Annotated in this window: 27 protein-coding genes and 1 tRNA gene; 23 read left to right on the top strand and 5 right to left on the bottom strand. The window is 68.7% G+C overall.

The window, feature by feature from the left end:
- The coding region (gene recN, locus MSZK_RS00005; RefSeq protein ID WP_099243547.1) for a DNA repair protein RecN at positions 1–1713 on the top strand (1713 nt) is incomplete at its 5' end.
- Between the two features lie 16 nt (positions 1714–1729).
- Here the strand turns inward: recN and MSZK_RS00010 are convergent.
- On the bottom strand, positions 1730–2665 hold the full coding sequence (locus tag MSZK_RS00010) for a hypothetical protein (RefSeq protein WP_099243549.1): 936 nt from the start codon (positions 2663–2665) through the stop codon (positions 1730–1732).
- A gap of 120 nt (positions 2666–2785) precedes the next feature.
- Here MSZK_RS00010 and steA point away from each other — a divergent pair, with 120 nt between their 5' ends.
- From steA to MSZK_RS00070, 12 genes are all read left to right on the top strand, one after another.
- Positions 2786–3970, top strand: coding sequence for a putative cytokinetic ring protein SteA (gene steA, locus MSZK_RS00015; RefSeq protein WP_099243551.1), 1185 nt, complete (start codon positions 2786–2788; stop codon positions 3968–3970).
- 25 nt (positions 3971–3995) lie between these two features.
- Positions 3996–4937, top strand: coding sequence for a copper transporter (locus MSZK_RS00020; protein WP_099243553.1), 942 nt, complete (start codon positions 3996–3998; stop codon positions 4935–4937).
- Positions 4938–5089: 152 nt separating this feature from the next.
- Positions 5090–6844 (top strand): CTP synthase, encoded by a 1755-nt coding sequence (locus MSZK_RS00025; protein WP_199203137.1) that lies wholly within the window; start codon positions 5090–5092, stop codon positions 6842–6844.
- On the top strand, positions 6837–7460 hold the full coding sequence (locus MSZK_RS00030) for an NUDIX hydrolase (protein WP_099243558.1): 624 nt from the start codon (positions 6837–6839) through the stop codon (positions 7458–7460). The genes MSZK_RS00025 and MSZK_RS00030 overlap by 8 nt, the downstream gene beginning before the upstream one ends.
- Positions 7457–8404: a site-specific tyrosine recombinase XerD gene (gene xerD / locus MSZK_RS00035; protein WP_099243560.1), complete on the top strand. Its 948-nt coding sequence runs from the start codon at positions 7457–7459 to the stop codon at positions 8402–8404. Before MSZK_RS00030 ends, xerD begins: the two co-directional genes overlap by 4 nt.
- Before the next feature lie 94 nt (positions 8405–8498).
- On the top strand, positions 8499–9359 hold the full coding sequence (locus MSZK_RS00040; protein ID WP_099243562.1) for a ParA family protein: 861 nt from the start codon (positions 8499–8501) through the stop codon (positions 9357–9359).
- Positions 9356–10174 carry a segregation/condensation protein A gene (locus MSZK_RS00045; RefSeq protein ID WP_099243564.1) on the top strand — a complete coding sequence of 273 codons (819 nt, stop codon included), beginning with the start codon at positions 9356–9358 and terminating at the stop codon, positions 10172–10174. Before MSZK_RS00040 ends, MSZK_RS00045 begins: the two co-directional genes overlap by 4 nt.
- Positions 10171–10866, top strand: a complete 696-nt coding sequence (gene scpB, locus MSZK_RS00050; RefSeq protein WP_099243566.1) for an SMC-Scp complex subunit ScpB — start codon at positions 10171–10173, stop codon at positions 10864–10866. The genes MSZK_RS00045 and scpB overlap by 4 nt, the downstream gene beginning before the upstream one ends.
- Entirely contained in the window at positions 10859–11602 is a 744-nt protein-coding gene (locus MSZK_RS00055; protein WP_099243568.1) for a pseudouridine synthase, read from the top strand. Before scpB ends, MSZK_RS00055 begins: the two co-directional genes overlap by 8 nt.
- Positions 11599–12279, top strand: a complete 681-nt coding sequence (gene cmk, locus MSZK_RS00060) for a (d)CMP kinase (protein ID WP_099243570.1) — start codon at positions 11599–11601, stop codon at positions 12277–12279. The genes MSZK_RS00055 and cmk overlap by 4 nt, the downstream gene beginning before the upstream one ends.
- Entirely contained in the window at positions 12276–13679 is a 1404-nt protein-coding gene (gene der / locus MSZK_RS00065) for a ribosome biogenesis GTPase Der (protein ID WP_099243572.1), read from the top strand. Before cmk ends, der begins: the two co-directional genes overlap by 4 nt.
- Positions 13680–13729: 50 nt before the next feature.
- Positions 13730–14026: a hypothetical protein gene (locus MSZK_RS00070; RefSeq protein ID WP_099243574.1), complete on the top strand. Its 297-nt coding sequence runs from the start codon at positions 13730–13732 to the stop codon at positions 14024–14026.
- Here MSZK_RS00070 and MSZK_RS00075 read toward each other — a convergent pair.
- Positions 14023–14706: a nitroreductase family protein gene (locus MSZK_RS00075; protein WP_099243576.1), complete on the bottom strand. Its 684-nt coding sequence runs from the start codon at positions 14704–14706 to the stop codon at positions 14023–14025. The two genes, MSZK_RS00070 and MSZK_RS00075, sit on opposite strands and share 4 nt — an antisense overlap.
- 126 nt (positions 14707–14832) lie before the next feature.
- Here MSZK_RS00075 and MSZK_RS00080 point away from each other — a divergent pair, with 126 nt between their 5' ends.
- From MSZK_RS00080 to MSZK_RS00120, 9 genes are all read left to right on the top strand, one after another.
- Positions 14833–15615 (top strand): sulfite exporter TauE/SafE family protein, encoded by a 783-nt coding sequence (locus MSZK_RS00080; protein WP_099243578.1) that lies wholly within the window; start codon positions 14833–14835, stop codon positions 15613–15615.
- A gap of 77 nt (positions 15616–15692) precedes the next feature.
- Positions 15693–15766: transfer RNA gene (locus MSZK_RS00085), tRNA-Pro, on the top strand.
- Positions 15767–16099: 333 nt separating this feature from the next.
- Complete coding sequence (locus MSZK_RS32230) at positions 16100–16429, top strand: WXG100 family type VII secretion target (protein ID WP_158230529.1); 330 nt, start codon at positions 16100–16102, stop codon at positions 16427–16429.
- Positions 16430–16435: 6 nt separating this feature from the next.
- Positions 16436–18268 (top strand): alpha/beta hydrolase, encoded by a 1833-nt coding sequence (locus tag MSZK_RS00095; protein ID WP_233211037.1) that lies wholly within the window; start codon positions 16436–16438, stop codon positions 18266–18268.
- 77 nt (positions 18269–18345) lie between these two features.
- Positions 18346–18816 (top strand): LppA family lipoprotein, encoded by a 471-nt coding sequence (locus tag MSZK_RS00100; RefSeq protein ID WP_158230530.1) that lies wholly within the window; start codon positions 18346–18348, stop codon positions 18814–18816.
- Positions 18817–18842: 26 nt separating this feature from the next.
- Positions 18843–19184, top strand: coding sequence for a hypothetical protein (locus MSZK_RS00105; RefSeq protein ID WP_233211038.1), 342 nt, complete (start codon positions 18843–18845; stop codon positions 19182–19184).
- Between the two features lie 80 nt (positions 19185–19264).
- Positions 19265–20137 carry a cytochrome c biogenesis CcdA family protein gene (locus MSZK_RS00110; protein WP_099243584.1) on the top strand — a complete coding sequence of 291 codons (873 nt, stop codon included), beginning with the start codon at positions 19265–19267 and terminating at the stop codon, positions 20135–20137.
- 166 nt (positions 20138–20303) lie between these two features.
- Positions 20304–20924 (top strand): TetR/AcrR family transcriptional regulator, encoded by a 621-nt coding sequence (locus MSZK_RS00115; RefSeq protein ID WP_233211039.1) that lies wholly within the window; start codon positions 20304–20306, stop codon positions 20922–20924.
- A complete protein-coding gene (locus tag MSZK_RS00120) occupies positions 20911–21636 on the top strand; it encodes a zf-HC2 domain-containing protein (protein ID WP_099243588.1) in 726 nt (241 codons plus the stop codon). The genes MSZK_RS00115 and MSZK_RS00120 overlap by 14 nt, the downstream gene beginning before the upstream one ends.
- Before the next feature lie 11 nt (positions 21637–21647).
- On the opposite strand, the gene MSZK_RS00125 is transcribed toward MSZK_RS00120, so the two are convergent.
- The 3 genes from MSZK_RS00125 to MSZK_RS32550 form a co-directional block, all read right to left on the bottom strand.
- Positions 21648–22880: a hypothetical protein gene (locus tag MSZK_RS00125; RefSeq protein ID WP_099243590.1), complete on the bottom strand. Its 1233-nt coding sequence runs from the start codon at positions 22878–22880 to the stop codon at positions 21648–21650.
- A gap of 68 nt (positions 22881–22948) precedes the next feature.
- Entirely contained in the window at positions 22949–24106 is a 1158-nt protein-coding gene (locus MSZK_RS00130) for a phosphatase domain-containing protein (protein WP_099243592.1), read from the bottom strand.
- A gap of 5 nt (positions 24107–24111) precedes the next feature.
- Positions 24112–26130 carry a pentapeptide repeat-containing protein gene (locus MSZK_RS32550; protein WP_233211040.1) on the bottom strand — a complete coding sequence of 673 codons (2019 nt, stop codon included), beginning with the start codon at positions 26128–26130 and terminating at the stop codon, positions 24112–24114.
- A 186-nt stretch (positions 26131–26316) separates the two neighbouring features.
- Here MSZK_RS32550 and MSZK_RS32235 point away from each other — a divergent pair, with 186 nt between their 5' ends.
- Positions 26317–26490 carry a hypothetical protein gene (locus MSZK_RS32235; protein ID WP_158230531.1) on the top strand — a complete coding sequence of 58 codons (174 nt, stop codon included), beginning with the start codon at positions 26317–26319 and terminating at the stop codon, positions 26488–26490.
- Positions 26491–26499 lie beyond the last annotated feature (9 nt).

The raw sequence follows: 26499 nt of genomic DNA on the forward strand, positions 1-26499 counted from the left end.
GAGTTCGACCGCGGTCTGACCGTGCTGACCGGTGAAACCGGTACCGGCAAGACGATGGTGGTGACCGGTCTGCACCTATTGGGCGGCGCACGCGCCGACGCCAGCCGGGTGCGCTCGGGTGCCGCCCGGGCCGTCGTGGAAGGCCGGTTCGCCACCGCCGACCTCGACGCCGCGACCGCCGCGCAGATCGACGAGATCCTGGACTCCTCCGGCGCCGAGCGGGACGACGACGGCAGCATCATCGCGTTGCGCTCGGTCAGCCGCGACGGCCCATCCCGGGCCTACCTGGGCGGGCGCAGCGTGCCCGCGAAGTCGCTGACCACGTTCACCACCGGACTGCTGACACTGCACGGGCAGAATGACCAGCTGCGGTTGATGCGCCCAGACGAGCAGCGCGCCGCGCTGGACCGGTTCGCCGGCGTCGACGCCAAAGTGGAGCGCTACCGCAAGCTGCGCGATCAGTGGCAGCTCGCCCGCCGCGACCTGGTCGACCGGACCAACCGCGCCCGCGAGCTTGCCCAGGAGGCCGACCGGCTCAAGTTCGCCCTGACCGAGATCGACGGGGTGGACCCGGCGCCGGGCGAGGACGAGGCCCTGGTCGCCGACATCCGCAGGCTTTCCGAACTCGATGCACTGCGCGAGGCGGTCGCCGGCGCCCGGGCGAACCTGTCGGCGGGCGACGATCTAGGCGACGGCGAACCGCATGCGGCGACCGACACCGTGGGTCGGGCGGTGACCTTGCTGCAATCCACCGACGATCCGGCGCTCGGTGCGCTGGCACGTCAGCTTGCCGAGGTATTGACCGTCGTCGGTGACGTCGCCCGCGAGCTCGGCGACTTCCTGGGCGATCTGCCCGACGACGCCAGCGCGCTGGAGGCCAAGCTGGCCCGGCAGGCCGAGCTGCGCAGTCTGACCCGCAAGTACGCCGCCGACGTCGACGGTGTGCTGGCGTGGGCCGCGCAGTCCCGGCAGCGGCTGGCCCAGCTGGATGTTTCCGAGGACGCCCTGGCGGGGCTGGCCCGACGGGTCGACGAGTTCGCCGCGCAGGTGGCCACCGCGGCGCTGGAACTGTCCAAGGCCCGGGTCAAGGCGGCCAAGGGGCTGGCGAAGGCGATCACCGCCGAGCTCACCGGGCTGGCCATGACCCACGCCGACTTCACCGTCGCGGTGTCGCCGATGCCCGCCCGCGAGGACGACAGTGCCCCGTTGCGGTTGCCTTCGGGGGAGACCGTGCACGCCGGTGCCGAGGGTATCGACCTGGTCGAGTTCGGCTTCACCGCGCACCGCGGCAGTGATGTGCTGCCGTTGAACAAGAGCGCGTCCGGGGGTGAGCTGTCCCGCGTCATGCTGGCGCTGGAAGTCGTGCTGGCCGCGTCGGCAGAAGGCACCACCATGGTGTTCGACGAGGTGGACGCCGGTGTCGGCGGCCGGGCCGCGGTCCAGATCGGCCGGCGGCTGGCCCGGCTGGCGCGCAGCCATCAGGTCATCGTGGTCACCCATCTGCCGCAGGTGGCCGCCTACGCCGACAGCCATCTGGTGGTCGACAGCGCCGGCAACGGCACCAGCGAGGTACGGCGCCTGGACACCGAACAGCGAGTCGCCGAGCTGGCCCGGATGCTGGCCGGGTTGGGGGAGTCCGACACCGGCCGCGCCCATGCCCGCGAGCTGCTGGCGGCCGCCCACGACGACCGGGACCGACAGCCGGACGCGTGAGCGCCCGTCGATCGACTTAGGCCAATCTGATCACCACGGCGTATCCGTCGTGATCGCCGGTGGTTGTCGTGCGCCCGGCCAAGTCGTTGTCCATGTCGATCACGCCGAGATCGGTGGCTCCCGTGCTCAGCAGCCCGGCCCGTACTGCGTCGCGGGCCTTGGTGAATGACACGAACACGTGGGTGGGGATCACGTAGAACAGCCCGGTCTGCTCGCGGCTGAACGAGGCGGTCCAGACGTACCCGGCGCCGTCCGGTCCCGGCGCGGGCCCGAATACCCGGCCATGGTCGTTGGGCAGCAGCCAGTGCGCATTGGCGAAGGCTTCGAGCGTCCCGCTGGGCTGCTGGCCGTAGACCACGCCGTCGATGGTGCTTCGGTATCCGGTGCCGTGAATCTGCTGCGCGGGGAACGTGGCCGCGGTCAGCGCGGCGTTGACCTTCTGTGCCGATTCCGAGGCAGTGCTGGACGTCGGATCGATGATGACCAGGTTGATCGGCTGGTAGAGCGTCGCGAAGGGATATTGCTGGCTGGGCCAGTCGGCGAGCCTGCCGGTGGGCGTGAGCATCCACTTACCGAGCCGGCCGTACGGAGTCGACGTCGCGTCGGCAGCCGTCGGATGCGCCTCAGGGGTGCCGGTCAGGTGTTCGTGGAACTCGCCGAGCCACCTCGTGGCGGCAGTGACGAATGCGGGCGTCGGTGGGGCCGCAGGCTCAGGCCGGGGGGCCGGTCCCGCCAGGGTGGCGGACTCGCGTCGCGTCACGGCCAGGGCTGCGGGACGTGGTCTGGCGGGCTTGGCCGTCGTCGGCTTGCGGGAGTGGCCTACCGAGTGCGTGGCCTCGCTCGACCGACTCGGCGCGGCGCCGGGGGACTCGTCGGCATGGGCGAGGCCGGCACCGCCGAGCAGCGCGGCGCCGAAACCCGCGACGACCAACAGCGGGCGGGTCCACGGCATCCGTCGACCGTATCCCGGCGCAGCCAAACCGTGTTACTTCTGTGACAAGATGTGACTTGTGGGGCTGGTGTTACGGCGCGCCTCCGCGGATATCGGCCCGGTCGCCGACAGAATCGGCCCATGAAGATGTCAGGGCTTCTCTCGCGTAATACCGGTGCACGACCAGGCGTCACGGGTACGGCCCGCGTCGACCGCGATATCGATCGCCTGCTGCGCCGGGTCGGCCCGGGCGACATCGTCGTGCTGGACATCCTCGACCTGGACCGGATGACCGCCGACGCGCTGGTCGACGCCAACATCGCCGGTGTCGTCAACGCCTCCCCGTCGATCTCGGGTCGCTACCCGAACCTCGGCCCGGAGGTGTTGGTGGCCAACAACATCACGCTCATCGACAGCGCAGGCGCCGAGGTCTTCAAGAAGATCAAGGACGGTGCGAAGATCCGGCTGCACAACGGCGGGGTGTACGCGGGCGATCGCCGCCTGGTGCACGGTGTGGAGCGCAGCGACGAAGAGATCGCCGACCTCATGCAGGACGCCAAGACCGGGCTGGTCGCGCACCTGGAAGCCTTCGCGGGCAACACCATCGAGTTCATCCGCAGCGAGAGCCCGCTGCTGATCGACGGGATCGGCATCCCGGAGATCGACGTCGACGTCTACCGCCGGCACGTGGTCGTGGTGGCCGACGGCGCGGGCGCCGAGGACGACCTCAAGGCGCTCAAGCCGTTCATCAAGGAGTACCAGCCGGTGCTCGTCGGTGTGGAGGGCGGCGCCGACATCCTGCAAAAGTGCGGGTACCGGCCGCAGCTGATCGTCGGCAACCCCGACCAGATGAGTGCCGATGTGCTCAAGAGCGGCGCGCAGGTGGTGCTGCCCGCCGACTCCGACGGACATGCCAACGGACTCGAGCGCATCCAGGACCTGGGCATCGGGGCGATGACCTTCCCGGCCGCCGGTTCGGCCGCCGACCTGGCGCTGCTGCTCGTCGACCACCACGGTGCCTCGCTGATCGTCACCGCCGGTCATTCCGCCAGCATCGAGGAGTTCTTCGACCGGTCCCGCCAGCAGAGCAACCCGTCGACCTTCCTCACCCGGCTGAAGGTGGGCGAAAAGCTGGTCGATGCGAAAGCCGTTGCCACGCTGTACCGCAACCACATCTCCGGTGGTGCCATCGCGATGCTGATCCTGGCGGTGCTGTTCGCGATCATCGCCGCGCTGTGGGTCTCGCGGGCCGACACGTTCGTCATCGACTGGATCGCGACCTACTGGAACCAGTTCTCGCTGTGGGTGCAGAGCTGGGTGACCTAGGCGTAGAGCAGAAAGGCTCATCGCTGTGATTTCGCTACGCCACCATGCCATCTCGCTGGCTGCGGTGTTCCTTGCCCTGGCGGTCGGAGTGTTCCTGGGCTCCGGTGTGTTGTCCGACACCCTGTTGTCGGGTCTGCGCAGTGAGAAACAAGACCTCAACAAACAGATCACCGTGCTGACCGATCAGCGCAATGCGCTGAACGAAAAGCTCGCTGCAGCCAGCGATTTCGATACCCAGATGTCGGGGCGGATCGTGCGCGACGCGTTGGCGGGCAAGTCCGTGGTGCTGTTCCGCACCCCCGACGCCGACAACGACGACGTCGCGGCGATGAACCGGATCGTGGGCCAGGCCGGAGGTTCGGTGACCGGGACGGTCGAGCTGACGAAGGAGTTCGTGGACGCGAACGCGGCGGAGAAGCTGCGGTCGGTGGTGAACTCCTCGATCGTGCCCGCCGGCGCCCAGCTGAGCACGACACTGGTCGACCAGGGCTCACAAGCCGGGGATCTGCTGGGCATCACACTGCTGATCAACCGCAACCCCGCGGTCAAACCGGCCGACGACACCCAGCGGGACACCGTGCTCGCCGCACTGCGCGACACCGGCTTCCTGACCTACCAGGGCGAACACGTCGGCGCGGCCAACACGGCCGTCATCGTGACCGGGGGAGCACTCGGCGACGATGCCGGCAACCAGGGCTCAACGGTCGCGCGGTTCGCCGCGGGGATGGCGCCGCACGGATCGGGCACTGTTCTGGCCGGCCGGGACGGATCGGCCGGCGGAACGGCCGCGGTGGCGGTCGCCCGCGCCGACGCCGGGATGGCGGCCGACGTGACCACCGTCGACGACATCAGCGTCGAGTCCGGCCGCATCACGACCGTGCTGGCGCTGCAGAATCTGATCAACGGCGGGTCGCCCGGCAAGTTCGGCACGGGTCCCGGCGCGACGTCGGTCACCGTCCCGCAGTGAGCGCCGGGGTAACCCAGGGGTAACGAAGGCCACGGGCGTGTTAGCGCCGCCTTGTCGGCGTCGGTGTTAGGGTGAGATTCCGTGGGTCGGCAGGCCCCAGCTAGTTCACAGCGATCCCCTGCCCGTCGTCACGGAGGTTGCTCTTGCCACCACTGCGTAAGCACCCGCAGACCGCCACCAAGCATCTGTTCGTCAGCGGCGGGGTCGTTTCATCCCTGGGCAAGGGCCTCACAGCGAGCAGTCTCGGTCAGCTGCTCACCGCGCGTGGTCTGCAGGTGACGATGCAGAAGCTCGACCCCTACCTCAACGTCGATCCCGGAACGATGAACCCGTTCCAGCACGGCGAGGTGTTCGTCACCGAGGACGGTGCGGAAACCGATCTCGACGTCGGGCACTACGAACGCTTCCTGGACCGCAACCTGTCGGGTTCGGCCAATGTGACCACCGGTCAGGTGTATTCGTCGGTGATCGCCAAGGAGCGCCGCGGCGAGTACCTCGGCGACACCGTGCAGGTGATCCCGCACATCACCGACGAGATCAAGGGCCGCATCCTGGCGATGGCCGAGCCGGACGCCTCCGGTGCCCGTCCCGACGTGGTGATCACCGAGATCGGCGGCACGGTCGGCGACATCGAGTCGCTGCCGTTCCTGGAGGCTGCCCGTCAGGTCCGCCACGAGGTCGGCCGGGAGAACTGCTTCTTCCTGCACGTCTCCTTGGTGCCCTACCTGGCGCCGTCGGGCGAGCTGAAGACCAAGCCCACCCAACACTCGGTGGCGGCGCTGCGCAGCATCGGTATCAGCCCCGACGCCCTGATCCTGCGCTGTGACCGCGATGTACCCGAGCCGTTGAAGAACAAGATCGCGCTGATGTGCGACGTCGACATCGACGGGGTGATCTCCACCCCGGACGCACCGTCGATCTACGACATCCCGAAGGTGCTGCACCGCGAGGAACTCGATGCCTATGTGGTGCGCCGGCTGAACCTGCCCTTCCGCGACGTCGACTGGACGCAGTGGAACGACCTGCTGGGCCGGGTGCACGAGCCGAAGGAAACCGTCCGAATCGCCTTGGTGGGCAAGTACGTCGACCTGTCCGACGCCTACCTGTCGGTGGCCGAGGCGCTGCGCGCCGGCGGTTTCGCCCACCGCGCCAAGGTCGAGATGCGCTGGGTTGCCTCCGACGACTGCGAGACCGACAGCGGTGCGGCCGCTGCCCTGGACGACGTGCACGCGGTGCTCATCCCCGGTGGCTTCGGCATCCGCGGCATCGAGGGCAAGATCGGGGCGATCCGCCACGCCCGTCACCGCGGGCTGCCGGTGCTCGGGTTGTGTCTCGGATTGCAGTGCATCGTGATCGAGGCCGCCCGATCCGTCGGCCTGACCGACGCCAATTCCGCCGAATTCGATCCGGGCACACCGGATCCGGTGATCTCCACGATGGCCGATCAGCGCGACGCAGTGGCCGGTGAGGCCGATCTGGGCGGCACCATGCGGCTGGGCGCCTACCCGGCAACGCTGGAGGCCGGATCGATCGTCGCCGAGGCGTACGACTCGACGCATGTGTCCGAACGGCACCGGCATCGCTACGAGGTCAACAACACCTACCGCGACCGGATCGCGCAGAGCGGGCTGCGATTCTCGGGTACTTCCCCCGACGGTCACCTCGTGGAGTTCGTCGAATACCCGCGCGAGGTGCATCCGTTCCTGGTCGGTACCCAGGCGCATCCGGAGCTCAAGAGCCGGCCCACCCGTCCGCATCCGCTGTTCGTCGCATTCGTGGGCGCGGCGATCGACTACAAGGCCGCCGAGCGGTTGCCGGTGGAGATTCCCGAACAGCACTCCAACGGCAAGGAACACCCGGCGCAACCGCTGGCCGAACAGGTTCCAGAGCACTCATCACGTGGCTAAGCACGAGTTCGAGACTGTCTCCTCCGAAACCGTTTATCGCGGAAACATTCTCGCTCTGCGAGTCGACCAGGTCCGCATGCCCGCCGGCAACGTAGCCAAGCGGGAGATCGTCGAGCACTACGGCGCGGTGGCGGTCGCCGCCGTCGACGAAGCCGGCCGGGTGGCGATGGTCTACCAATACCGGCACCCGATCGGGCGCCGGCTGTGGGAGTTGCCGGCCGGACTGCTCGACGAGCCGGGGGAGGATCCGGCGGTGGCGGCGGCGCGGGAGTTGCGCGAGGAGACCGGATTCACCGCGCGGCGGTGGGACGTGCTGGTCGACCTGGTGTCCTCGCCGGGGTTCAGCGACGAGGCGCTGCGGGTGTATCTGGCCCGCGACCTCACCGATGTCGGGCGTCCCGACGGCCACGACGAAGAAGCCGACATGGAGATGCACTGGGTTGGCATCGCCGACGCGGTGCGACAGGTGCTGGCCGGCGACATCGTGAATTCCACTGCTGCGGCGGGCATTCTGGCCGCGCACGCGGTGATCGTGGACGGCAAACCGGCGCGGTCGGTCGACCAGCCGTTCCCCGACCGGCCGACGGCGTTCGCCGCGGGCAAGGCCGGCTCATGACCACAGTGCGGGCAGCCGCGCTGGACGCACAGCTGCAGGGCTACCTCGACCACCTCACCATCGAGCGCGGGGTGGCCGCCAACACGATCAGCTCCTACCGGCGCGATCTGCGCCGCTACGTCGAACACCTCACGCTGCGCGGCATCGACGATCTGACCAACGCGACCGAGAACGACGTCAGTGACTTCCTGGTGGCCCTCCGTCGCGGCGATCCCGAGACCGGCGCGGTGCCGCTGTCGGCGGTCTCGGCCGCGCGGGCGTTGATCGCCGTGCGCGGCTTCCACCGGTTCGCCGCCGCCGAGGGCATCATCGGCGTCGACGTTGCCCGAGCGGTCAAGCCACCCACCCCCAGCCGTCGGCTTCCCAAGAGCCTGACCCTGGACGAGGTACTGGCCCTGCTCGACGGCGCCGGCGGCGACAGCCCGTCGGACGGTCCGCTGACCCTGCGCAACCGCGCCCTGCTGGAGCTGCTGTATTCGACCGGGGCCCGGATTTCGGAGGCGGTCGGGCTGGACGTCGACGACGTCGACACCGAAGCCCGTTCGGTGCTGCTGCGCGGCAAGGGCGGCAAACAGCGACTGGTGCCCGTCGGTCGGCCGGCGATCGCGGCGCTGGACGCCTACCTGGTGCGCGGCCGCCCCGAGCTGGCGCGCCGGGGGCGCGGCACGCCGAAGATCTTCCTCAATGCCCGCGGCGGTCAGTTGTCGCGGCAGAGCGCCTGGCAGGTACTGCAGGACGCCGCCGAGCGGGCCGGCATCTCCGCGGCGGTGTCCCCGCACACACTGCGGCACTCGTTCGCCACCCATCTGCTCGACGGCGGCGCCGACGTCCGCGTGGTCCAGGAGCTGCTGGGACACGCCTCGGTCACCACGACGCAGATCTACACGCTGGTCACGGTGCACGCGCTGCGCGAGGTCTGGGCCGGCGCACATCCGCGCGCATGATGTCGCGGGTCTGGCTCTCGGCGCGCCGACACACCGTTAGACTTTCGCGGATGTCCGCCACGCCGCAGAATCGCCTGATGACGGGGGGCACGGCGTGACCGACGAGGCAGACGACACCGCTATCGGTCTCACCGGCCGCCCGCCCCGACACATTCCCGAACCCCAGCCGTTGACCTCGCATGGTCCGGCCAAGGTGATCTCGATGTGCAACCAGAAGGGCGGGGTCGGCAAGACCACGTCCACCATCAACCTCGGCGCGGCGCTGGCCGAGTACGGCCGGCGGGTGCTGCTGGTCGACCTGGACCCGCAGGGTGCACTGTCGGCGGGGCTGGGCGTGCCGCACTACGAGCTGGCGTCGACCGTGCACAACCTGATGGTCGAGCCGCGGGTGAGCATCGACGAGGTGCTGATCAACACCCGGGTCAAGAACCTCGATCTCGTGCCCAGCAACATCGACCTGTCGGCCGCCGAGATTCAGCTGGTCAACGAGGTGGGCCGCGAGCAGACCCTGGCCCGGGCGCTGCACCCGGTGCTCGACCGCTACGACTACGTCCTGATCGACTGCCAGCCGTCGTTGGGGCTGCTCACGGTCAACGCACTGGCCTGCTCGGACGGCGTGGTGATTCCGACCGAATGCGAGTACTTCTCGTTGCGAGGGCTGGCGTTGCTCACCGATACCGTCGACAAGGTGCGTGACCGGCTCAACCCGCGGCTGGCGATCAGCGGGATCTTGATCACCCGATTCGACAATCGCACGGTCAATGCCCGCGAGGTGATGGCCAGGGTGCTCGAGCGCTTCGGCGATCTGGTGTTCGACACCGTGATCACCCGTACCGTGCGTTTCCCCGAGACCAGTGTCGCCGGCGAGCCGATCACCACCTGGGCCCCGAAATCAGTTGGCGCACAGGCCTATCGGTCGCTGGCCCGCGAGGTCATCGACCGCTTCGGCAAGTGACCGAAGCGGCGCCCGACAAGGGCTTCCGGGTCAGGCTGACCAACTTCGAGGGCCCGTTCGATCTGCTGTTGCAGCTGATCTTCGCCCACCGCCTCGATGTGACCGAGGTCGCGCTGCATCAGGTGACCGATGAGTTCATCGCCTACACCCGCGCGATCGGTCCCCAACTCGAGCTCGACGAGACCACCACGTTCCTGGTGATCGCGGCCACCCTGCTCGACCTCAAGGCGGCCCGCCTGCTGCCGGCCGGCGAGGTGCACGACGAGGAAGACCTGGCGCTGCTGGAGGTGCGCGACCTGCTGTTCGCCCGGCTGCTGCAGTACCGCGCGTTCAAGCATGTCGCCGAGATGTTCGCCGAGCTGGAGGCCGCGGCGCTGCGGAGCTATCCGCGCGCGGTCGCGCTCGAAGACCGCTTCGCCGACCTGCTTCCCGAGGTGATGCTGGGTGTCGACGCCGTCAGCTTCGCCGAGATCGCAGCCGCCGCGTTCACTCCGCGGCCGGTGCCCACCGTCGGTACCGAACATCTGCACGCGCCGCAGGTGTCGGTGCCCGAGCAGGCCGAGCGGCTGCTGGAATTTCTGTCGCAGCGCGGGGTCGGGCAGTGGGCGTCGTTCAAGGAGCTGGTCGCCGACTGCGACGCGCCGATCCAGATCGTCGGGCGCTTCCTGGCGCTGCTCGAACTGTATCGGGCCCGGACGGTAGCATTCGAGCAGTCAGAACCACTTGGTGTGCTCCAGGTTTCATGGACCGGGGACCGGCAGGTAGACGAAGAGCTGGTCAGATCCGAGTGGGAAGAAGAGCAGAACCAAACATGACCGACGACGCAGGCGAAGTACCCGACGTGGACTCCGGTGCCGACGTCGCCCACGCCGATCTGGACGACGACGAGCTGACCCGGGTGCTGGAGGCGTTGCTGCTGGTGGTGGACACTCCGGTCAGCGCCGAGACAGTGGCATCGGTGACCGAGCAGCCGGTGTACCGCATCACCGCCAAGCTGGAGTCGATGGCCGCCGAGCTGACCGCCCGGGACAGCGGCATCGACCTTCGCGAGGCCGGCGGCGGCTGGCGAATGTACACCCGCGCCCGGCTCGCGCCCTACGTCGAGCGCCTGCTGCTGGACGGGTCGCGCTCGAAGCTGACCAGGGCGGCGTTGGAGACGCTGGCGGTGGTGGCCTACCGCCAGCCGGTGACCCGGGCACGGGTCAGCGCGGTGCGCGGCGTCAACGTCGACGCGGTGATCCGAACCCTGGTGGCGCGCGGGCTGATCACCGAGGCGGGCACCGACGAGGACACCGGGGCGACGACGTTCGCCACCACCGAACTGTTCCTGGAGCGGCTGGGGTTGTCGTCGCTGACCGATCTGCCCGACATCGCGCCGCTGCTGCCCGATGTCGACGTGATCGACGACTTGAGCGAAAACCTGGACAGTGAGCCACGTTTCGCCAAGCTCTCCAGCGGGGGCGGCGCCGACCAGGAGATCTCGATCGATGTGGACACCGATGCCTGAACCAGAAGGTGTGCGGTTGCAGAAGGTCTTGTCGCAGGCCGGAATTGCCTCGCGGCGGGTCGCCGAACGGATGATCATGGACGGCCGGGTCGAGGTCGACGGCCGGATCGTCACCGAACTGGGCACCCGGGTGGACCCCGCCAACGCCGACATCCGGGTGGACGGATCGCGAATCGTCCTGGACGACACGATGATGTATCTGGCGATCAACAAGCCCGTGGGCATGCACTCGACGATGTCCGACGACCGTGGCCGGCCGTGCGTCGGCGACCTGGTGGAACACCGGGTGCGCGGCAACAAGAACCTGTTCCACGTCGGGCGCCTGGACGCCGACACCGAGGGCTTGCTGCTGCTCACCAACGACGGCGAGCTGGCGCATCGGCTGATGCACCCGTCGTTCGAGGTGCCCAAGACCTATCTGGCCACGGTAACCGGTTCGGTGCCAAGAGGTTTGGGCAAGACCCTGCGTGCGGGTGTGGAACTGGACGACGGTCCGGCCGCGGTCGACGACTTCGCGGTGGTCGACGCGGTGCCGGGCAAGACGTTGGTGCGGGTGACACTGCACGAGGGTCGTAAGCGGATCGTGCGCAGGTTGCTGGCCGCGGTCGGCTACCCGGTGGAGGCGCTGGTACGGATCAGCATCGGTGACGTGACGCTCGGCGATCAGCGGCCGGGCAGCATTCGGGCCCTGAGCCGCAAGGAAGTTGGGGATTTGTACAAGGCGGTAGGTCTGTGAGTCCAGTCGTGGTGGCGGTCGACGGTCCGGCTGGGACCGGGAAGTCCTCGGTGTCAAGGGGATTGGCGCGCGCGTTGGGTGCGCGCTATCTGGACACCGGGGCGATGTACCGGATCGCAACATTGTCGATGCTGCGCAGCCGGGTCGACCTGACCGATCCCGATGCGATCGCGGCGGCCTCCGATGTGCCACTGTCGGTGGGGTACGACCCTGACGTCGACCGCGCTTACCTTGACGGGCAGGATGTTTCGGCCGAGATCCGCGGCGACGAGGTGACCCGCGCGGTGTCTGCGGTGTCGGCGGTCCCGCAGGTGCGCACCCGGTTGGTGGCGCTGCAACGCGAGCTGGCATCGGGCCCGGACAGCGTGGTGGTCGAGGGCCGCGATATCGGCACCGTCGTACTGCCGGACGCCGACGTGAAGATCTTCCTCACCGCCTCGGCCGAGACTCGGGCGCGCAGGCGCAACGACCAGAACGTCGCCGTCGGGTTGGCCGACGACTACGACACGGTGCTGGCCGACGTCCGGCGGCGCGACCACCTGGATTCGACCCGTGCGGTGTCGCCGCTGCGGCCTGCCGAGGATGCGGTGATCGTCGACACCAGCGAGATGACCGAGGCCGAGGTGGTCGACCACCTGCTGGCGTTGGTCCACCAGCGAAGCGGGGCCGTGCGATGAGCGAAGACGGCACCTGGTCGGACGAGAGCGACTGGGAACTGTCCGACGAGGGTTTCGACGACGAGGGTGAATCCTTCGCGCCGCCACCGGTGGTCGCCGTCGTCGGGCGGCCCAACGTCGGCAAGTCCACGCTGGTCAACCGGATCCTGGGCCGGCGCGAGGCCGTCGTGCAGGACCTACCCGGGGTGACCCGGGATCGGGTGTCCTACGACGCCTCGTGGGTCGGGCGGCGATTCGTCGTGCAGGACACCGGCGGGTGGGAGCCCGATGCGAAGGGTCTGCAGCAGTTGGTCGCCGAGCAGGCCTCGGTGGCGATGCAGACCGCCGACGCGGTGATCCTGGTGGTGGATGCGACGGTCGGTGCGACCGCCGGCGACGAGGCGGCCGCGCGGATCCTGCGCCGCTCGGGCAAGCCGGTGTTCCTGGCGGCCAACAAGGTCGACAACGAGAAGAGCGAGGCCGACGCCGCGGCGCTGTGGTCGCTGGGGCTCGGCGAGCCGCATCCGATCAGTGCCATGCACGGTCGCGGGGTCGCCGATCTGCTCGACGAGGTCATCGCCGCTCTGCCCGAGGCGTCGGAGGTCGCTCCCGCCGCCGGGGGACCGCGGCGGGTTGCGTTGGTGGGCAAGCCGAACGTCGGCAAGAGCTCGCTGCTGAACCGGCTGGCCGGCGCCGAACGGTCGGTGGTGCACGACGTCGCGGGCACCACCGTCGACCCGGTGGACTCGCTCATCGAATTGGGCGGCAAGACATGGCGTTTCGTCGACACCGCCGGCTTGCGCCGACGGGTCGGCCAGGCCACCGGCCACGAGTTCTACGCCTCGGTGCGCACGCACAGCGCGATCGACGCCGCCGAGGTGGTGATCGTGCTGATCGATGCCTCGCAGCCGCTGACCGAGCAGGATCAGCGGGTGCTGACGATGGTGATCGAGGCGGGCCGGGCGTTGGTACTGGCGTTCAACAAATGGGATCTGGTCGACGAGGATCGGCGCTACCTGCTGGACCGGGAGATCGACCGCGAGCTGGCCCAGTTGCAGTGGGCGCCGCGGGTGAACATCTCGGCCAAGAGCGGCCGGGCGGTGCAGAAGCTGGTGCCGGCGATGGAGACCGCGCTGGCATCCTGGGATGCCCGTATCTCGACGGGGCAGCTCAACACCTGGATCAAGGAAGTCGTCGCGGCCACGCCGCCCCCGGTCCGCGGCGGCAAGCAGCCGCGGATCCTGTTCGCCACCCAGGCCACCGCGCGTCCGCCGACGTTTGTCCTGTTCACCAGCGGTTTTCTGGAGGCCGGTTATCGCCGGTTCCTGGAACGCCGGCTGCGCGAGACGTTCGGTTTCGAGGGCACCCCGATCCGGATCAACGTGCGGGTTCGCGAGAAGCGCAAACTCAAGCCGCGCTGATCGGCGGGTTTGAAGCGCCTGTGGAGCATTCGCCCAGTAGATTGCCAGCTATGGAGTTTGCTGCCTCGCGTGTGCCCGCCCGACGACTGATCTACGGGGTCGCCGGCTTGATGATCGCCGCGGCGCCCGCGGTCGCCGTTTTCACCGGTGCCTTCGACGGCTCGGCGCCGCGGGTGCTGGCCTGCGAGGAGTCTGACACCGAGGACAGCTTCTCGATGAACTGTGCTCCGACCGTCATTCCGGACACCAGCGACGTGCTGACCGAGGCCGAGGTGGCCGAGCCGGGCTGGAACGCGGGCGGGCCCGGTCCCGCCGGCGGCGCCCCGGGCAGCCACGGCGGCCGTTAGGCCGGCAGCCAGCGCGTCCCGTAGGTGTCGAGGTGCACGACCTCCTCGACCGGTTTGCGGGTGGTCGGCCCGTAGCGTCCGCGTGGCCAGCCGAGCGGCACCACGCACACCGGGGTCACCGACAGCGGTAGTCCGAGGATCTTGCGCGCCGAGGTGACGTTCCACAGCGGCATCGTGATGAGCGACGCACCCAGGCCCATCGCCCTGGCCGCCAGCAGCAGGTTCTGCACGCTGGGGTAGATCGAGCCGAAGAACGATGTTTCCCCGACGAAGGGTGTCGGCACGTAGGGCAGCCGCATCCCGCCGCGCAGGCAGGGCACGACCAGAACCGGGATCTCGCTGAAGTGCTCGATCTGCCATTCCACGGCGCGCAGGATCTTCAGCATCGATTCGTCGCCGGCCGCTTGCCGCCGGCCGATGGCTCCGTAGATCGTCCAGGGCTGGCGGTAGCGCTTGCCGAGCTGGTCTTTGACGTGCTGGTCCTTGACGACGATGAACTCCCAGTTCTGCCCGTTGGAGCCGGTGGGCGCCCGCAGCGCGAGTTCGATGCATTTGGCGACGATGGCGTCGTCGACTGGGTCGGGCTTGACCCGGCGCACGGCCCGCTGCGTCATCATCGCGTCGATCAGTGGCATGTTCAGGCCGGCCAGCGCCTCGTCGGTACTCGGTATCTCGCTCATAGGGTTCGAGGCTAGGGCTGTTACGGCCGGCCCGCATATTTGTTCGGTAAGACGTTGCGGTGCAAGGTTTTTGGTGAGTCGGCGCCCGGCGTGCGGCGGGTGGTGGCCGGCCGATAGGGTTTCGTGGTGTCCGTTTCCCACATGATCGTGATCGCGTTGGCCGGGATGGGGGCGGGGGCGATCAACGCCCTGGTCGGTTCGGGCACGCTGATCACGTTCCCGACGCTGGTGGCCCTCGGGTTTCCGCCGGTGACGGCGACGATGTCCAACGCCATCGGCCTGGTGGCCGGGGGTGTGTCCGGGACGTGGGGATATCGCAAGGAACTCGGTGGGCAGTGGAGCCGGCTGCGCTGGCAGATCCCGGCTTCGCTGATCGGCGCGGCCATCGGCGCGTTTCTGCTGCTGCATCTGCCGGAGAAGGTGTTCACCCAGGTCGTGCCCGTGCTGCTGGTCGGGGCGCTGGTGCTGGTGGTGGTCGGGCCGCGGATCCAGGCGTATGCGCGGCGGCGCGCGGAGGAAACGGGACGGTCGGCCTCGCACGTGTCGCCGCGGCGGATGGCAGCGCTGGTCGTCGGCACGTTCGCGGTCGGCATCTACGGCGGCTACTTCACCGCGGCGCAGGGCATCCTGCTGATCGGGGTGATGGGGGCGTTGCTGCCCGAGGACATGCAGCGGATGAACGCCGCCAAGAACCTGCTGTCGCTGTTGGTGAACATCGTCGCCGCCGTGGGCTACACGGTGGTGGCGTTCGACCGGGTGAGCTGGGCGGCTGCCGGACTGATCGCGGCCGGGTCCCTGGTCGGCGGGTATCTGGGCGCGCACTACGGGCGGCGGTTGTCGGCGAACATGCTGCGCGCGGTGATCGTCGTGGTGGGGCTGATCGGCTTGTACCGGCTGTTGATGGTGTGACACCTGTAGCCGATTCGGGTCTGAGACGGGGGGTGCGGTAGTCTTTCGTCCTGCTGCCGGCGATCCCGGCAGCGCCGCGGGCTGTGGCGCAGCTTGGTAGCGCACTTGACTGGGGGTCAAGTGGTCGCAGGTTCAAATCCTGTCAGCCCGACACAAAAGCAATGGCCAGGACCGTCGTAAGACGGCCTGGCCTTCTTGCGTTGCGGAGGGCGGACAGGGTGCCGGGAGCCGAAGCGCCCGCCGAGGGATGAGGCGGTCGCTGCGGCGGCTCCTGTCAGCCCGACACACTGATCGTCTCTGCCGAGCCTGTCGTTGTTGCGACGTTTCGCACGGCAGCAACGGTTTCGGCGACGTTGCAAACGGGGCCGTGGCGGTGCACGCGCGATTCTCGGTGGTGACCGCCGCCCTCGCGACAGCGGGTGAGACTGGCGTCCTCAACGTCTTTGCTGGTATCCATGATTCAGCAGCTCTGAAGGGGGACGAGATGTCGCTTAAGGTCAATATCGAAGATCTGGCCGCGTCCGGGGTGGCGGTCACCGGCCACGGCGAAGACGTCGCGGTCAAGCATGCGGCGGCCGACGGTCGGGTGGACGCCGCGCAGGCCGGCTGGCAGGGGGCCTCCGCCGCCGCGATGGCCACCCTCTGCGGGCAGTGGTCGGCCACGACCACGGCTCTGGTCACCCGCCTGAGCGATCACGCTCAGGCGCTGCACGCCAGCGCCCAGGGGTTCGCCGAGATGGAGCAGCGCCACAGCCAGGCCCTGGAGGAGCCGGCCCGGGCCGCCGACACGATTGCCGCCCAGACCGACCGCTGAGTCGCCGTGACCCTGACCGTTGCCGACATCGAACGCTGGAACGCCGGCGATGTCCGCGAGGTGTTCCACGCCGCCGACAGCCGGGCCCAGGCGGCATTCGACGCCGCCGACGGGCTGGCCACACTGCCGGCGTTCAACAGCTGGGGAGGTGAATCGGCGGAGGCTGCCAAGCAGGCGATCGGCCAGACCCGCAAGGATCTGGATTCGCACGGCAACGAAGCGCTCTCGGTGGCCAACGCCGCGCGCGCGGCGGCCGATGAGATCGACCGGATCAAAGCCGAACTCGCCAGCCTCAAAGCAGACGCCGAGGCGCTGGACATGGAGATCGACCCGGTGGCCGGCCGAGTGCTGCCCGGCCCGAAGATCCGCAACCCGATGGAGGCCGAACTCAAACAGGCCCAGCTTCAGCCCCGCCTGGACACGATCCTCGCCGAGGCCAACACCGTCGACATCGCGCTGGCCAACGCGATCAACATGGCCGGCGGCAAGACGCCGGTACCGCCGTCGCTGCACGCCAACGATCCAGAGCTCCAGCAGGCGCTCAATCGGCCGCTGCCCGAGGACCCCAAGCAATTCCACGACCTGTGGGAGAAGCTGTCCACCGAGGACCGGGATCTGCTCTACAGCCGCGACCACAACATCGGCAACCACCCGGGCATGCCGGTGGGAGACGCCGATCATCCCGGCTTCGACCACTACAACCGGCTTAACCTGGCCGATCAGCTGGCGAAAGCCGAAGCCGCCCAAGGGCGGGTCGATGCCTTGACCGCCGAGCATCCGGACTGGGCGAACGGCCAGAACATCCCACCGCCGAACAAGCCCGGCGCGATCTTCGACGGCCGCCTGAAATATGAAGCGTGGCAACGACAATTCGACGGCGCACGCAACGGGGCGAAGTACCTGCCCGACCTGCGCGCGGTCGACCAGGCGGTCACAGACCACCCCGAGCGCAAGCTGATGTTGCTCGACACCGACAGCGGCCGTCAGGCGCGGGCCGCGGTGGCGATCGGCGACCCCGACAACGCCGCGCACGTCTCGGTCACCGCGCCCGGTCTCAACACCACCGTCCACGGCGCGATCGGCGGGATGGCCGACGAGGCCGAACGGGTCCGCAGCGAAGCGCTGAGCCAGCTGGTGGCCGCCGGACGGGGCAGCGAAGGGGTCAGCACCATCGCCTGGATCGGCTACGACCCGCCGCAGGTGCCGGGCACCGATGAGATCGGAGCCTCATTGTCGGGCGGGTACGAGGTCAGTCACGACGACGTCGCCAGGGCCGGCGCCCAGGACCTGTCGCGGTTCTACGACGGGATCAGCGCTGCCCACCACGGCCCGCTCGACCTGACCGCGATCGGGCATTCCTACGGATCGCTGACCACCGGGCTGGCGCTGCAAGAGCCCGGCAACCACGGGGTCGACAACGCCCTGTTCTACGGCTCGCCGGGCATCGAGGCCAGCACCCCGCAGCAGCTGGGACTCCAACCGGGCCACGTGTTTGCGATGGAGACCCCCGATGACCCGATTCAATGGGTGTACGACGGCCCGAAGATCGCCCATGGGGTGGCGCCGTTCCTGCCGCCGCCGTTCAACTACCTCGCCGAATCCGGCCTGGGCGCTGCCGACGCCACCGGCGCAGGTGACTTCGGGCCCAACCCGGCGACCAATCCCAACTTCACGCGCCTGGAGACCGGGACGGCGACCGTGCCCGACGGCCGCACGCTGGCGGCGGCAAGTGGACACAGCGACTATCCGCGCTGGGACAGCACACACAATCAGCTCTACACCACCGGCTACAACATCGCCGCGGTGATCGCCGGCACCACACCGATTCCGCAGAAGTGAGCAGACTGGTCATGACACCGCGACAATTCACCTTTGCCATCGCCATCGCCATCGCACTAGCAGCAACAGGATGTCACGTGAGCAATCCCTACCAACCCACCGATCCGACGCAGGCCACCCGCGCGGCCGCGGAATTGACCTCCCTGCCGTCACTGGAGGACACCAAGTCGTCGATGATCGCGGTGATCGAAGATGTCGGACAACAGATTTCGGTAGCCGTCCCGGCAGTGCGATTCACCTGGCGCCTCGACGAAGGCCGGGTGGGCTGCACCCCGCCCTACGAACAATCGCAGGGCCAAGAGATCCTGCTGGCCAAGTACGCCTCCGATGTGCCGATCCCGGAACAGAATTGGAAGCAGGCCTACGACCTGATGTCGAAGGCGGCCGCCGGGCTCGGCGCGACCACCGTCACAGTGTTTCAGAACGCGCCCGAGTTCCACGATGTGCAGTTCTCCAGCGACACCGGAACGGTGCTGCGACTGGCCTCACAGAAGGCAGCGCTGATCACGGGTAGTACCGGCTGCCGGCTGCCCGCCGACAAGCACTGAGGTGAACGCCGGGTGACGGTTGGGCGATGCGCCCGGCGATTCGCCACCCGGCGGCGGCCGACAGCGGCTATGAATCAACGGTGAGCAACCACCACGTGAACCTGACCCCGCAGGAAGAGTCGTTGATCGCCGAGAGCCATCCCGAGGTGCTGGCCCGGATGGACGGCAAGCAGCTGAAGGACCTGCAGAGCCGCCTACGGCAGGCGCGGGAGAAGAACTTCAGCCTGCTGCGACGCCAGGGCGCGGCGCGCGTGGAGGCCGAAGGCGGCCGCGGCGCGGCCCAGCCGGCCAATGAGAAGCGCGGCGAAAAAGTGGAGGTCTTCGACGAAGCGCTGGCCCGGGTCGGCCAATATCTCGACGCCGACTAGCGACCGCTCGGTGAACCGGGGAACGCGGTATCTCGTGTCCTGACCGACGGCGGGTCTGGTCGCCGAGGAGAGGGGCGCCCGTGGGACACGGCCTGATGGGACTGGCCTTCGGCGCCGGCTTGATAGCCGTGCTGAATCCCTGCGGGTTCGCGATGCTGCCGGTGTACATGACCCTGGTCGCGCGCGGTGACGGCACGGGCCGGGTGACCGCATTGCGGCGCGCGGTCGTCGCCACCCTCGACATGGTGGCGGGGTTCATGACCGTGTTCGGCGCGTTCGGGCTGTTGACCGTGTCGGCGGCCGCGGCCGTGCAGCAGTACCTTCCTTACGTCACCGTGCTGATCGGCGGCATGCTCATCGGCATCGGTGCCTGGACGCTGGCCGGCCGGCATCTTCGGAGGCTTGTTCCGCACGGCGCGATGGTCGGCTACGGGGTCGGGTACGCGATCGCCTCGCTGTCGTGCACCGTCGGGCCCTTTCTCGCGGTGACCACCGCCGGCATGCGGAACGGCGTGCTCGCCGACGGTCTGCTGACCTATCTCGTCTACGCCGCCGGGATGTCGCTGATCGTGGGCGTGCTCGCGATCGCCGCCGCCTTCGCCAACCCGGTCGGCGTGTACCGCATGCGACGAATCCTGCCGTACGTCAACCGGATCGGCGGTGCGTTGGTCGTTGCCGTCGGTGCGTACGTGGCCTATTACGGGGTGTACGAAATCCGAGTGGCCGGCGCCGGCACCGTCCCGGACGATCCGGTGATCTCGGCTGCCGGGCAGGCTCAGAACGCGGTGGCGATGTGGGTGCACACGCATGGCGGGTACCCGTGGCTGGCCGCGCTGACGCTGCTCGTGCTGGGAGCATTCGTCCTCGCATGGGGCAGGATGCTGCGCCGCACGGTCAGGGTCCGTCGCGTGCTCGAGCTGCACCTGAGCGAGCCCCGCATCTCGTCGTCCTAGGCCGAATTCGCCAATCCCCGGCGGACGCGGTGGTTTCCTGGTCTGCTGCTGAACCAACGTGTATCACCAGTCGTGTCTGACACCAGACCGGTCGATCAGTGTGAGAGCGACGGCGGAGCGAGGAGCGATCTTGACACCAACGGTTTCGTCGGACGACCTTGTCGGGGTGCCTGAGGCCACGCCCGGTGATGCCCGGCAACGAATCCTGCAGGCGACGGTGCAGTGTTTTCGCGCCTACGGCTACGAGAAGTCTTCGATGCGGCTGATCGCGACGACGGCCAACGTGTCGCAGACGCTGTTGCACTATCACTTCGAGACCAAGGAGAAGCTGTTCGACGCGGCCATCAACGATGTGGCCAGGCAATTGTTCGCCACCGCGGAGGCTCAGCTCACGGAGGCGGCGTCGGTTCCCGACGGCCTGGCCGACGCGGCGGGCCTGTTGTATTCGCTGTTCATCGACAACCTGGACACTGTCACCTTCGTGGTGGAGTTCGGCGCGGCGGCCAACCACAACGAGTTCCTGAGGACTGCGTACCTCGAGTTCCGTGACACCCAGCGCCGCCAATTCGCCGAGCTGCTGCGCACGATCACCGGAGCCGACGCGCCGGCCGACCTGATCGACGAGTCGGTGCGGCTGATGGAGATCGTGCTGTTGGGCATGTCGATGCAACGTCCCTTCGTGACCGACGAGCCCCGGTTCCGCGGCGATTTCGACGGCTTCGTGCACATGCTCATCTCCCGGCTCCTCGAAGGTATGGCCTCGAGGCTCCGTGATGGCGCCGTGTGACGGCCCCGCGCCGTCGTCGCGCGACACCCACCCCTACGCGATGTGGGACGCGGCCTATGTCCTGGGCGCGTTGTCGTATCCCGAGCGCCGCGAGTTCGAGGCACACCTGCGGGTCTGTCCGCCGTGCGCGGCCGCGGTCAGCGGTCTCGGCGGGATTCCCGCGCTGCTGTCAACGATCGACCGGGACTACATCGACGCCATCGATGTGCGGGCGCCCGCGGCAATGTCCGTCCCGCGCGCCGAGCTGCTGGCCCGGGTGGCCCTGCGTCGCCGCCGCTCCCGTGCACTGACCGCGACGCTGGCCTCGGCGGCCGTGGTGGCGATCGGTGTGGGGGTGGGAGTCCACTCCGACGCGATCATGCTGAGGCCGATGCTTCAGCGGGCCTCGACCGTGACGCTGCTGCCGATGCGACCGGTATCGCTGTCGGCCACAGTCACTCTCACCCCGCGCGCGTGGGGCACCCGGATCGACATGAACTGTGCCTACGCCCTCGGCGGGGCGGGGTCAGGTGATGCCGACGCGACCGACGCCACCCTGGCGATGGTGGCGGTGGGCCGCGACGGCAGTCACGTCCAGGTGGCGACCTGGACGGCGCACACCGGCGTCCCGGCGGTGCTGGGCGGGAGCACCTCGATGCCCATGGACCAGATTGCCGCCGTCCAGGTCGTCACCGCGGGGGCGGGGGCCGTGCTGCTCGAACGGTCGCTGTGACCGCATGCCGCTTACGTGACCGCGATGGTCGGCATCGTGCCGGGGGCCGCGCCCGAGGCGAGGCCGGCGAAGTAGGCGCCCGACCACATCCAGAGTCCGGCCTGCAGCCGCAGCGCGCTGCGGCCGAGGGTGGCGTCTCCGTCGGCGTACGCGGTCATGCTGGCCAGCACTGCCGCCTTGGAGACCATCAGGTAGGCCGAGCTCAGGTCGACCAGCGCCGTGTACGACGTCGGGGAGAAGCCGGCCCGCGCCAGCCCTTCCCAGACTAATCGGCCTGCGCCGGTGGCACCTTCGAGCACCGTCGTCCACATCGCCATCTCCGCCCAGCCGGGAGTCGTCGGGGTGTCGAGCCGGGCCAGAGCGCTGTCGTAGCGGGTGGCCAGCTCCAGCGGGAAGGCGGTGGAGTTGCACTCCAGGAACCCGTCGCAGGTCAGGGTGTCCTCCATCGACGGCACCCCGGCCGGCGGGTGCTCGAGCACCACCTGCAGGTAGCCGCGGTTGTAGCCGTACAGCGCCAGCAGCACCGGCACCGAGACGTGCGCGATGTCCGACACCACCCAGTCCGGCGCGCCGGCCGCGGCGTTGACCAGGCCCGCGGACACCGCGTCGAACAACCCGATCCCGACTGCCGACGGTGACGGCAGTCCCAGTGCCGGCATGGCGATCGCCGGGGTACTCGTCGGCGCGGTGTGCAGATTGTCCCGAAGCCAGATTCCGCCGAAGTAGCCCGACGCGGTGAGATTGCCCAACAGCAGGCGAACCTGCTGCGACGGAAGGTTCTGCTGCGCCAGTGCGTCGAGGCTCTTCACCGCGAGGTCGCCGAAGAAGAACCGGGCGCCGTCGCCCGGATCGCCACCGGCGGCGACGTAGTCGGTGGCGAAACCCTTCATGAAGTCCGGGGACACCGTGAACGACGCGCCGCTACGCACCGGCATCGGCGGCAGATTCACCGTCACCGAGGACGTGAAAGTCTTGAGCGCGGTGAACAATTCGCGGCGGGCGGCTGCCGGACGCGCGGGCTTGGTTGCCGGCCCGGCAACCGAACGGCGCGACTGGCCGGTCGCGCGGGCCGCGGGCTTCGCGGTCCGGGCCGGTCCGGCGACCGACTTGGCGCTACCCGTCGCGCTCTTCTGGGTCGGCGACCCAGTGTCCGGCGTGGCCGCCGCGACACCGTGGCCGACGAACAAGGCCGCTCCGATCCCCAGTGCGACAGCGACGCCACCGACATACCCCGACGCCCGCACGCGACCTCCCGAGCAATGTTGTCTCTCGACTGCTGCCAGCAGAGACTACAGCACAGCAAATTCTGGTGTCAGAGATCGTCCAACTCGGTACGAACATCGGCCACCGTGTCGCGGTCGACCAGGCGCATCGCGTGCGCCAACTCGGCGGCGTGGGCGGCGTCGGCCACCAGGTGCAGCGGAATGCCGTCGTCGCGCAGCGTCTCGGCATGGTCGCGCAACCGGGCATTGCGCTCGTCGTCGTCGCCGCCGACCTGCCTGATCATGGCCAGCCGCACCCGGCCGGGAAACTCGCGCGCCATTTCCTCATAGATCAGCGCATCGCGCTGGCCGCTGTCGCCGATCAGGACGAAACGCATACCGGGGTAGGCCTCGAAGAGCCGACGGACCGCGGCCCGCTTGTGCTCGGCGCCGCTGCGCCGCAGGTAGCGTTCGGTGGGGCCCCAGTCGGTGAGGAACATCGGGCCGGGCGGGAAGCCCCGTAACTCGACGAAGCGCTCCAGCATCGAATAGAACGACCAGCTGCCGGTCGACACATAGACGAACGTCGGCGCCGGGCGCGGCTTGCCGGTGCGGCCGGACACGCCCCGGGCCAGCCCCCGATACAGCGCGGCCATCCCGGGAATCGCCGTCCGCTCTTCGACGTCGCGCAGCAGGGTGCGGGCCACCATCGTCAACCCCTCGGTCAGACCGGTGAGCAGAATCGTGTCGTCGATGTCGGAGATCACCAGAAACGGTGCGGCGAGCGAGGGTTTCACCACCCATCCGGCACCGACGGCCGGCTCGTCGCCGACGCCGGAGGCGACCGCCTCGGCGGCATGCCAGCCGACCCGTAGCTTCGGCACCGGAAGGGCGAAGGTGGCGAACCCGTGGCTGTCGGTGACCTCGGTGGCACGGTGCCGTCCGATCCACAATTCGACCTCGGCGCCGACGATGGACAGCGCCGCATGCCGGCGCACGTTGCTTTGCGCCACGTCCCAGTACGGGATGCGGCTGTCGCCGGGCAGTTCCGGGGTTTCGATCACCCGGACCCGGACTTTGGCGACGTCGTCGGCCACGAAACCGCGGTACACCACCACCCGCACGCCGCGGAACGCTCCCGACTGCACCTTGTATCCGCGCCGCCGCTCGGTCAGCTTGCTCTCCAGTCCTGCGACCACCGCGGCGGTCTCGGGGCTGCGCAGCAGCGCGCTGAGATCCGGCGTGATCCGGCGGGGGAGTCGGGGCATGGCTTTTACAGTACGAACACCGAGGCGGCCGGATCGAGGGAACCACCGGCGAAAGTGGCGAGCACCGCCGTATAGCCCGCCAGGCCCGGATCGCGGTCGTAGTACAGAGATCCGGTCGAGCGCTCGTAGACGAACTGGCTGGTGTAGTTGGCAGCCCCGGCGAACTCGGCGTGATCGACGATGTCCACCGACGAGCTGATCGCCCCGGCCAACGCGGCCTTGTCGATCACGACGAGATCGTTCTCGGCCGTGCGCGCGTCGACCAGTGGCGCCCCGGTGTCGCCGGTGAACGCGTGGTCGAGGATGAAGGTGTCGGTGGCGTCGGTACCGTGCAGCGGGGCGCTACTGGAATACACCCACTTACCGCCACCGATCACGCTGTCGCTCAACCCATCCGAGGTGCCGTAGACATACACGTCCAGCGACACGGTGTCGGGGATGTTGGTGAACTGGCCGGCGGCCTCGTCATTGGGGTAGGTGAAGAATCCGTAGACGCCGTTTGCGTCGGCGGGATACCCGTCGAGGACCGCGGCGGTCCGCAACGCGATGGGGTAGGGGGTGGACGCCGGCCCGGACACCGAGTCTTTCCAGAAGGCGAAGTTGCCCATCGCGGAGTAGTGAGTCCCGTTGTAGGCGTAGGGATATGTGCCCGCGCTCGCGCCGTACTCGACAAAGTGCTGATACGAGGCCGGGACCCACCCGCTGTGGTTCATGTTGATGTTGGCGGCAGGCTCGGTGGACTGCTGGGCCCATACCTTGTCCGGGCCGATGATGCGGCGCACGGTCGCCGGCGGATACGGCGTCCACGGCGTCGTGCCGCTCCACACCAGATCGGCGTACGGTCCACCGGCGGCCTTCAACTGACTGGCCACGGTATCGAAATCGCGGAACCCGTAGACCTTTCCGTCCTTGGCTCCCGACCAGCCGGCACCGTTGAGGTGAAACTGCAGTTGGATCGGCAACGACCACTCGTCGATATAGGACGTGTCGATCGTGTACTGGTGCCCGCCGTCGGCGGCGTAGTAGTTGTATTCCAGGAAGCTGTAGTTCAGGAACGAGTTGCCGGCGGACGGTGCGGTCGGGTTGAATGCGTCGACCCCACCCGGGGAACTCACCGGCAGCGTGAATCCCGATTTGCCGGACACGATGTAGATCCGGTTCTCCGGTGACCCGGCCGGGGCGGTGCCGGGCGCGAGGGTCACCTTGGTGCTTGCCCCGGCCTTCACCTCCACCGGCTTGAAGCCGGCCGGGATGCTGTAATTGCCGGAGGTCGGCAGGTTGTAGATCCAGATCGTCGCACCCGAACTGTTGTGGATGGTGATCGACGGTATGGTGGCGCCCGCAGAGCAACCGCTGCTGGATTTTCCGCCGTCGGGGCAGGTGGTGCGTTGCCACCGGACCCCCGTCACGATCGCACCCTGCAGGTTGGCTCCGGACAGATCGGCGTAGCTCAACAGGGCGTCGGTCAGGTTTGCGCCAGACAGGTCGGCGCCGGTCAATTGGGCGCGGGTGAAGTTCACCCCGGTGAGGTCCTGGCCCGACAGATCGGCGGAGATCAGGTTCGCGCCGAAACAGCTCTTGCCCGCCACGCATTCCGGTCCCGGCGTCAGTCCGGGAAAGAACGTGCGGCGGGCCAACAACAGGCCGCCCTCGAGGAAGTCGGTGACCGGATCGGCCGGCAGCCGGGACAGGAAGTCGGCCGCGGAATTGAATGCACGCCGCAACAATGAGTCGAGCCGGTGACGGCCTGAGATGGCCGGTGTGGCGGCGGAACTCGGTGCCGTAGCGACCGCGGGGGCCGCGACGGTGGTTCGCGGCTTGGGCGCCGAGGGCCGGACCGCTGACATCGGCCGTGCCGTGCGTGCCGAGCCGGCGACGGCGGCTTTCGAACGCGCCGGACCGGCCGACACCGACCCGGCATCCGGCGCGTCGGCAGCCGCGATCCCGACCACCGGCGCTGCCAGCGACAGCCCGGCCGCGACCACCGCGGCACCGACACGCGCACCCAGAATGGCACCCGTCATGAGACCCCCGATCCAGTCCCGCACGATCCTTTGCCGCCTGACTCTATCGGCGTTTTCGCCTGGGTTCCCCCGATCGGAGGATGCCAGGTTCATCCTTCTGATCCGCCAACCGCCCGATCCCGCCCGACCCCACGGGCGGGCAGAGTCATCAGCAACATCAGAGAACGCGAACACAGGAGGTCAGCCATGCTCGCTCGGATCACACAGTGGCTGGAACGGGCCGGCAGCAGCCTCGGCGGCGCCCATCCGTTGACCCCGATCGACGCTTCGTATGGTGCGAGTTGGTGGGGCGGGTCCGCGGTCGACGGCGATGGCGGCCGGCTCCCGGTGGTGGCCGCCGGCCACCTCCCGGTGTTCTGATCGGGAGCT

Source organism: Mycobacterium sp. shizuoka-1 (genome assembly GCF_002723835.1).
Taxonomy (GTDB): Bacteria; Actinomycetota; Actinomycetes; order Mycobacteriales; family Mycobacteriaceae; genus Mycobacterium.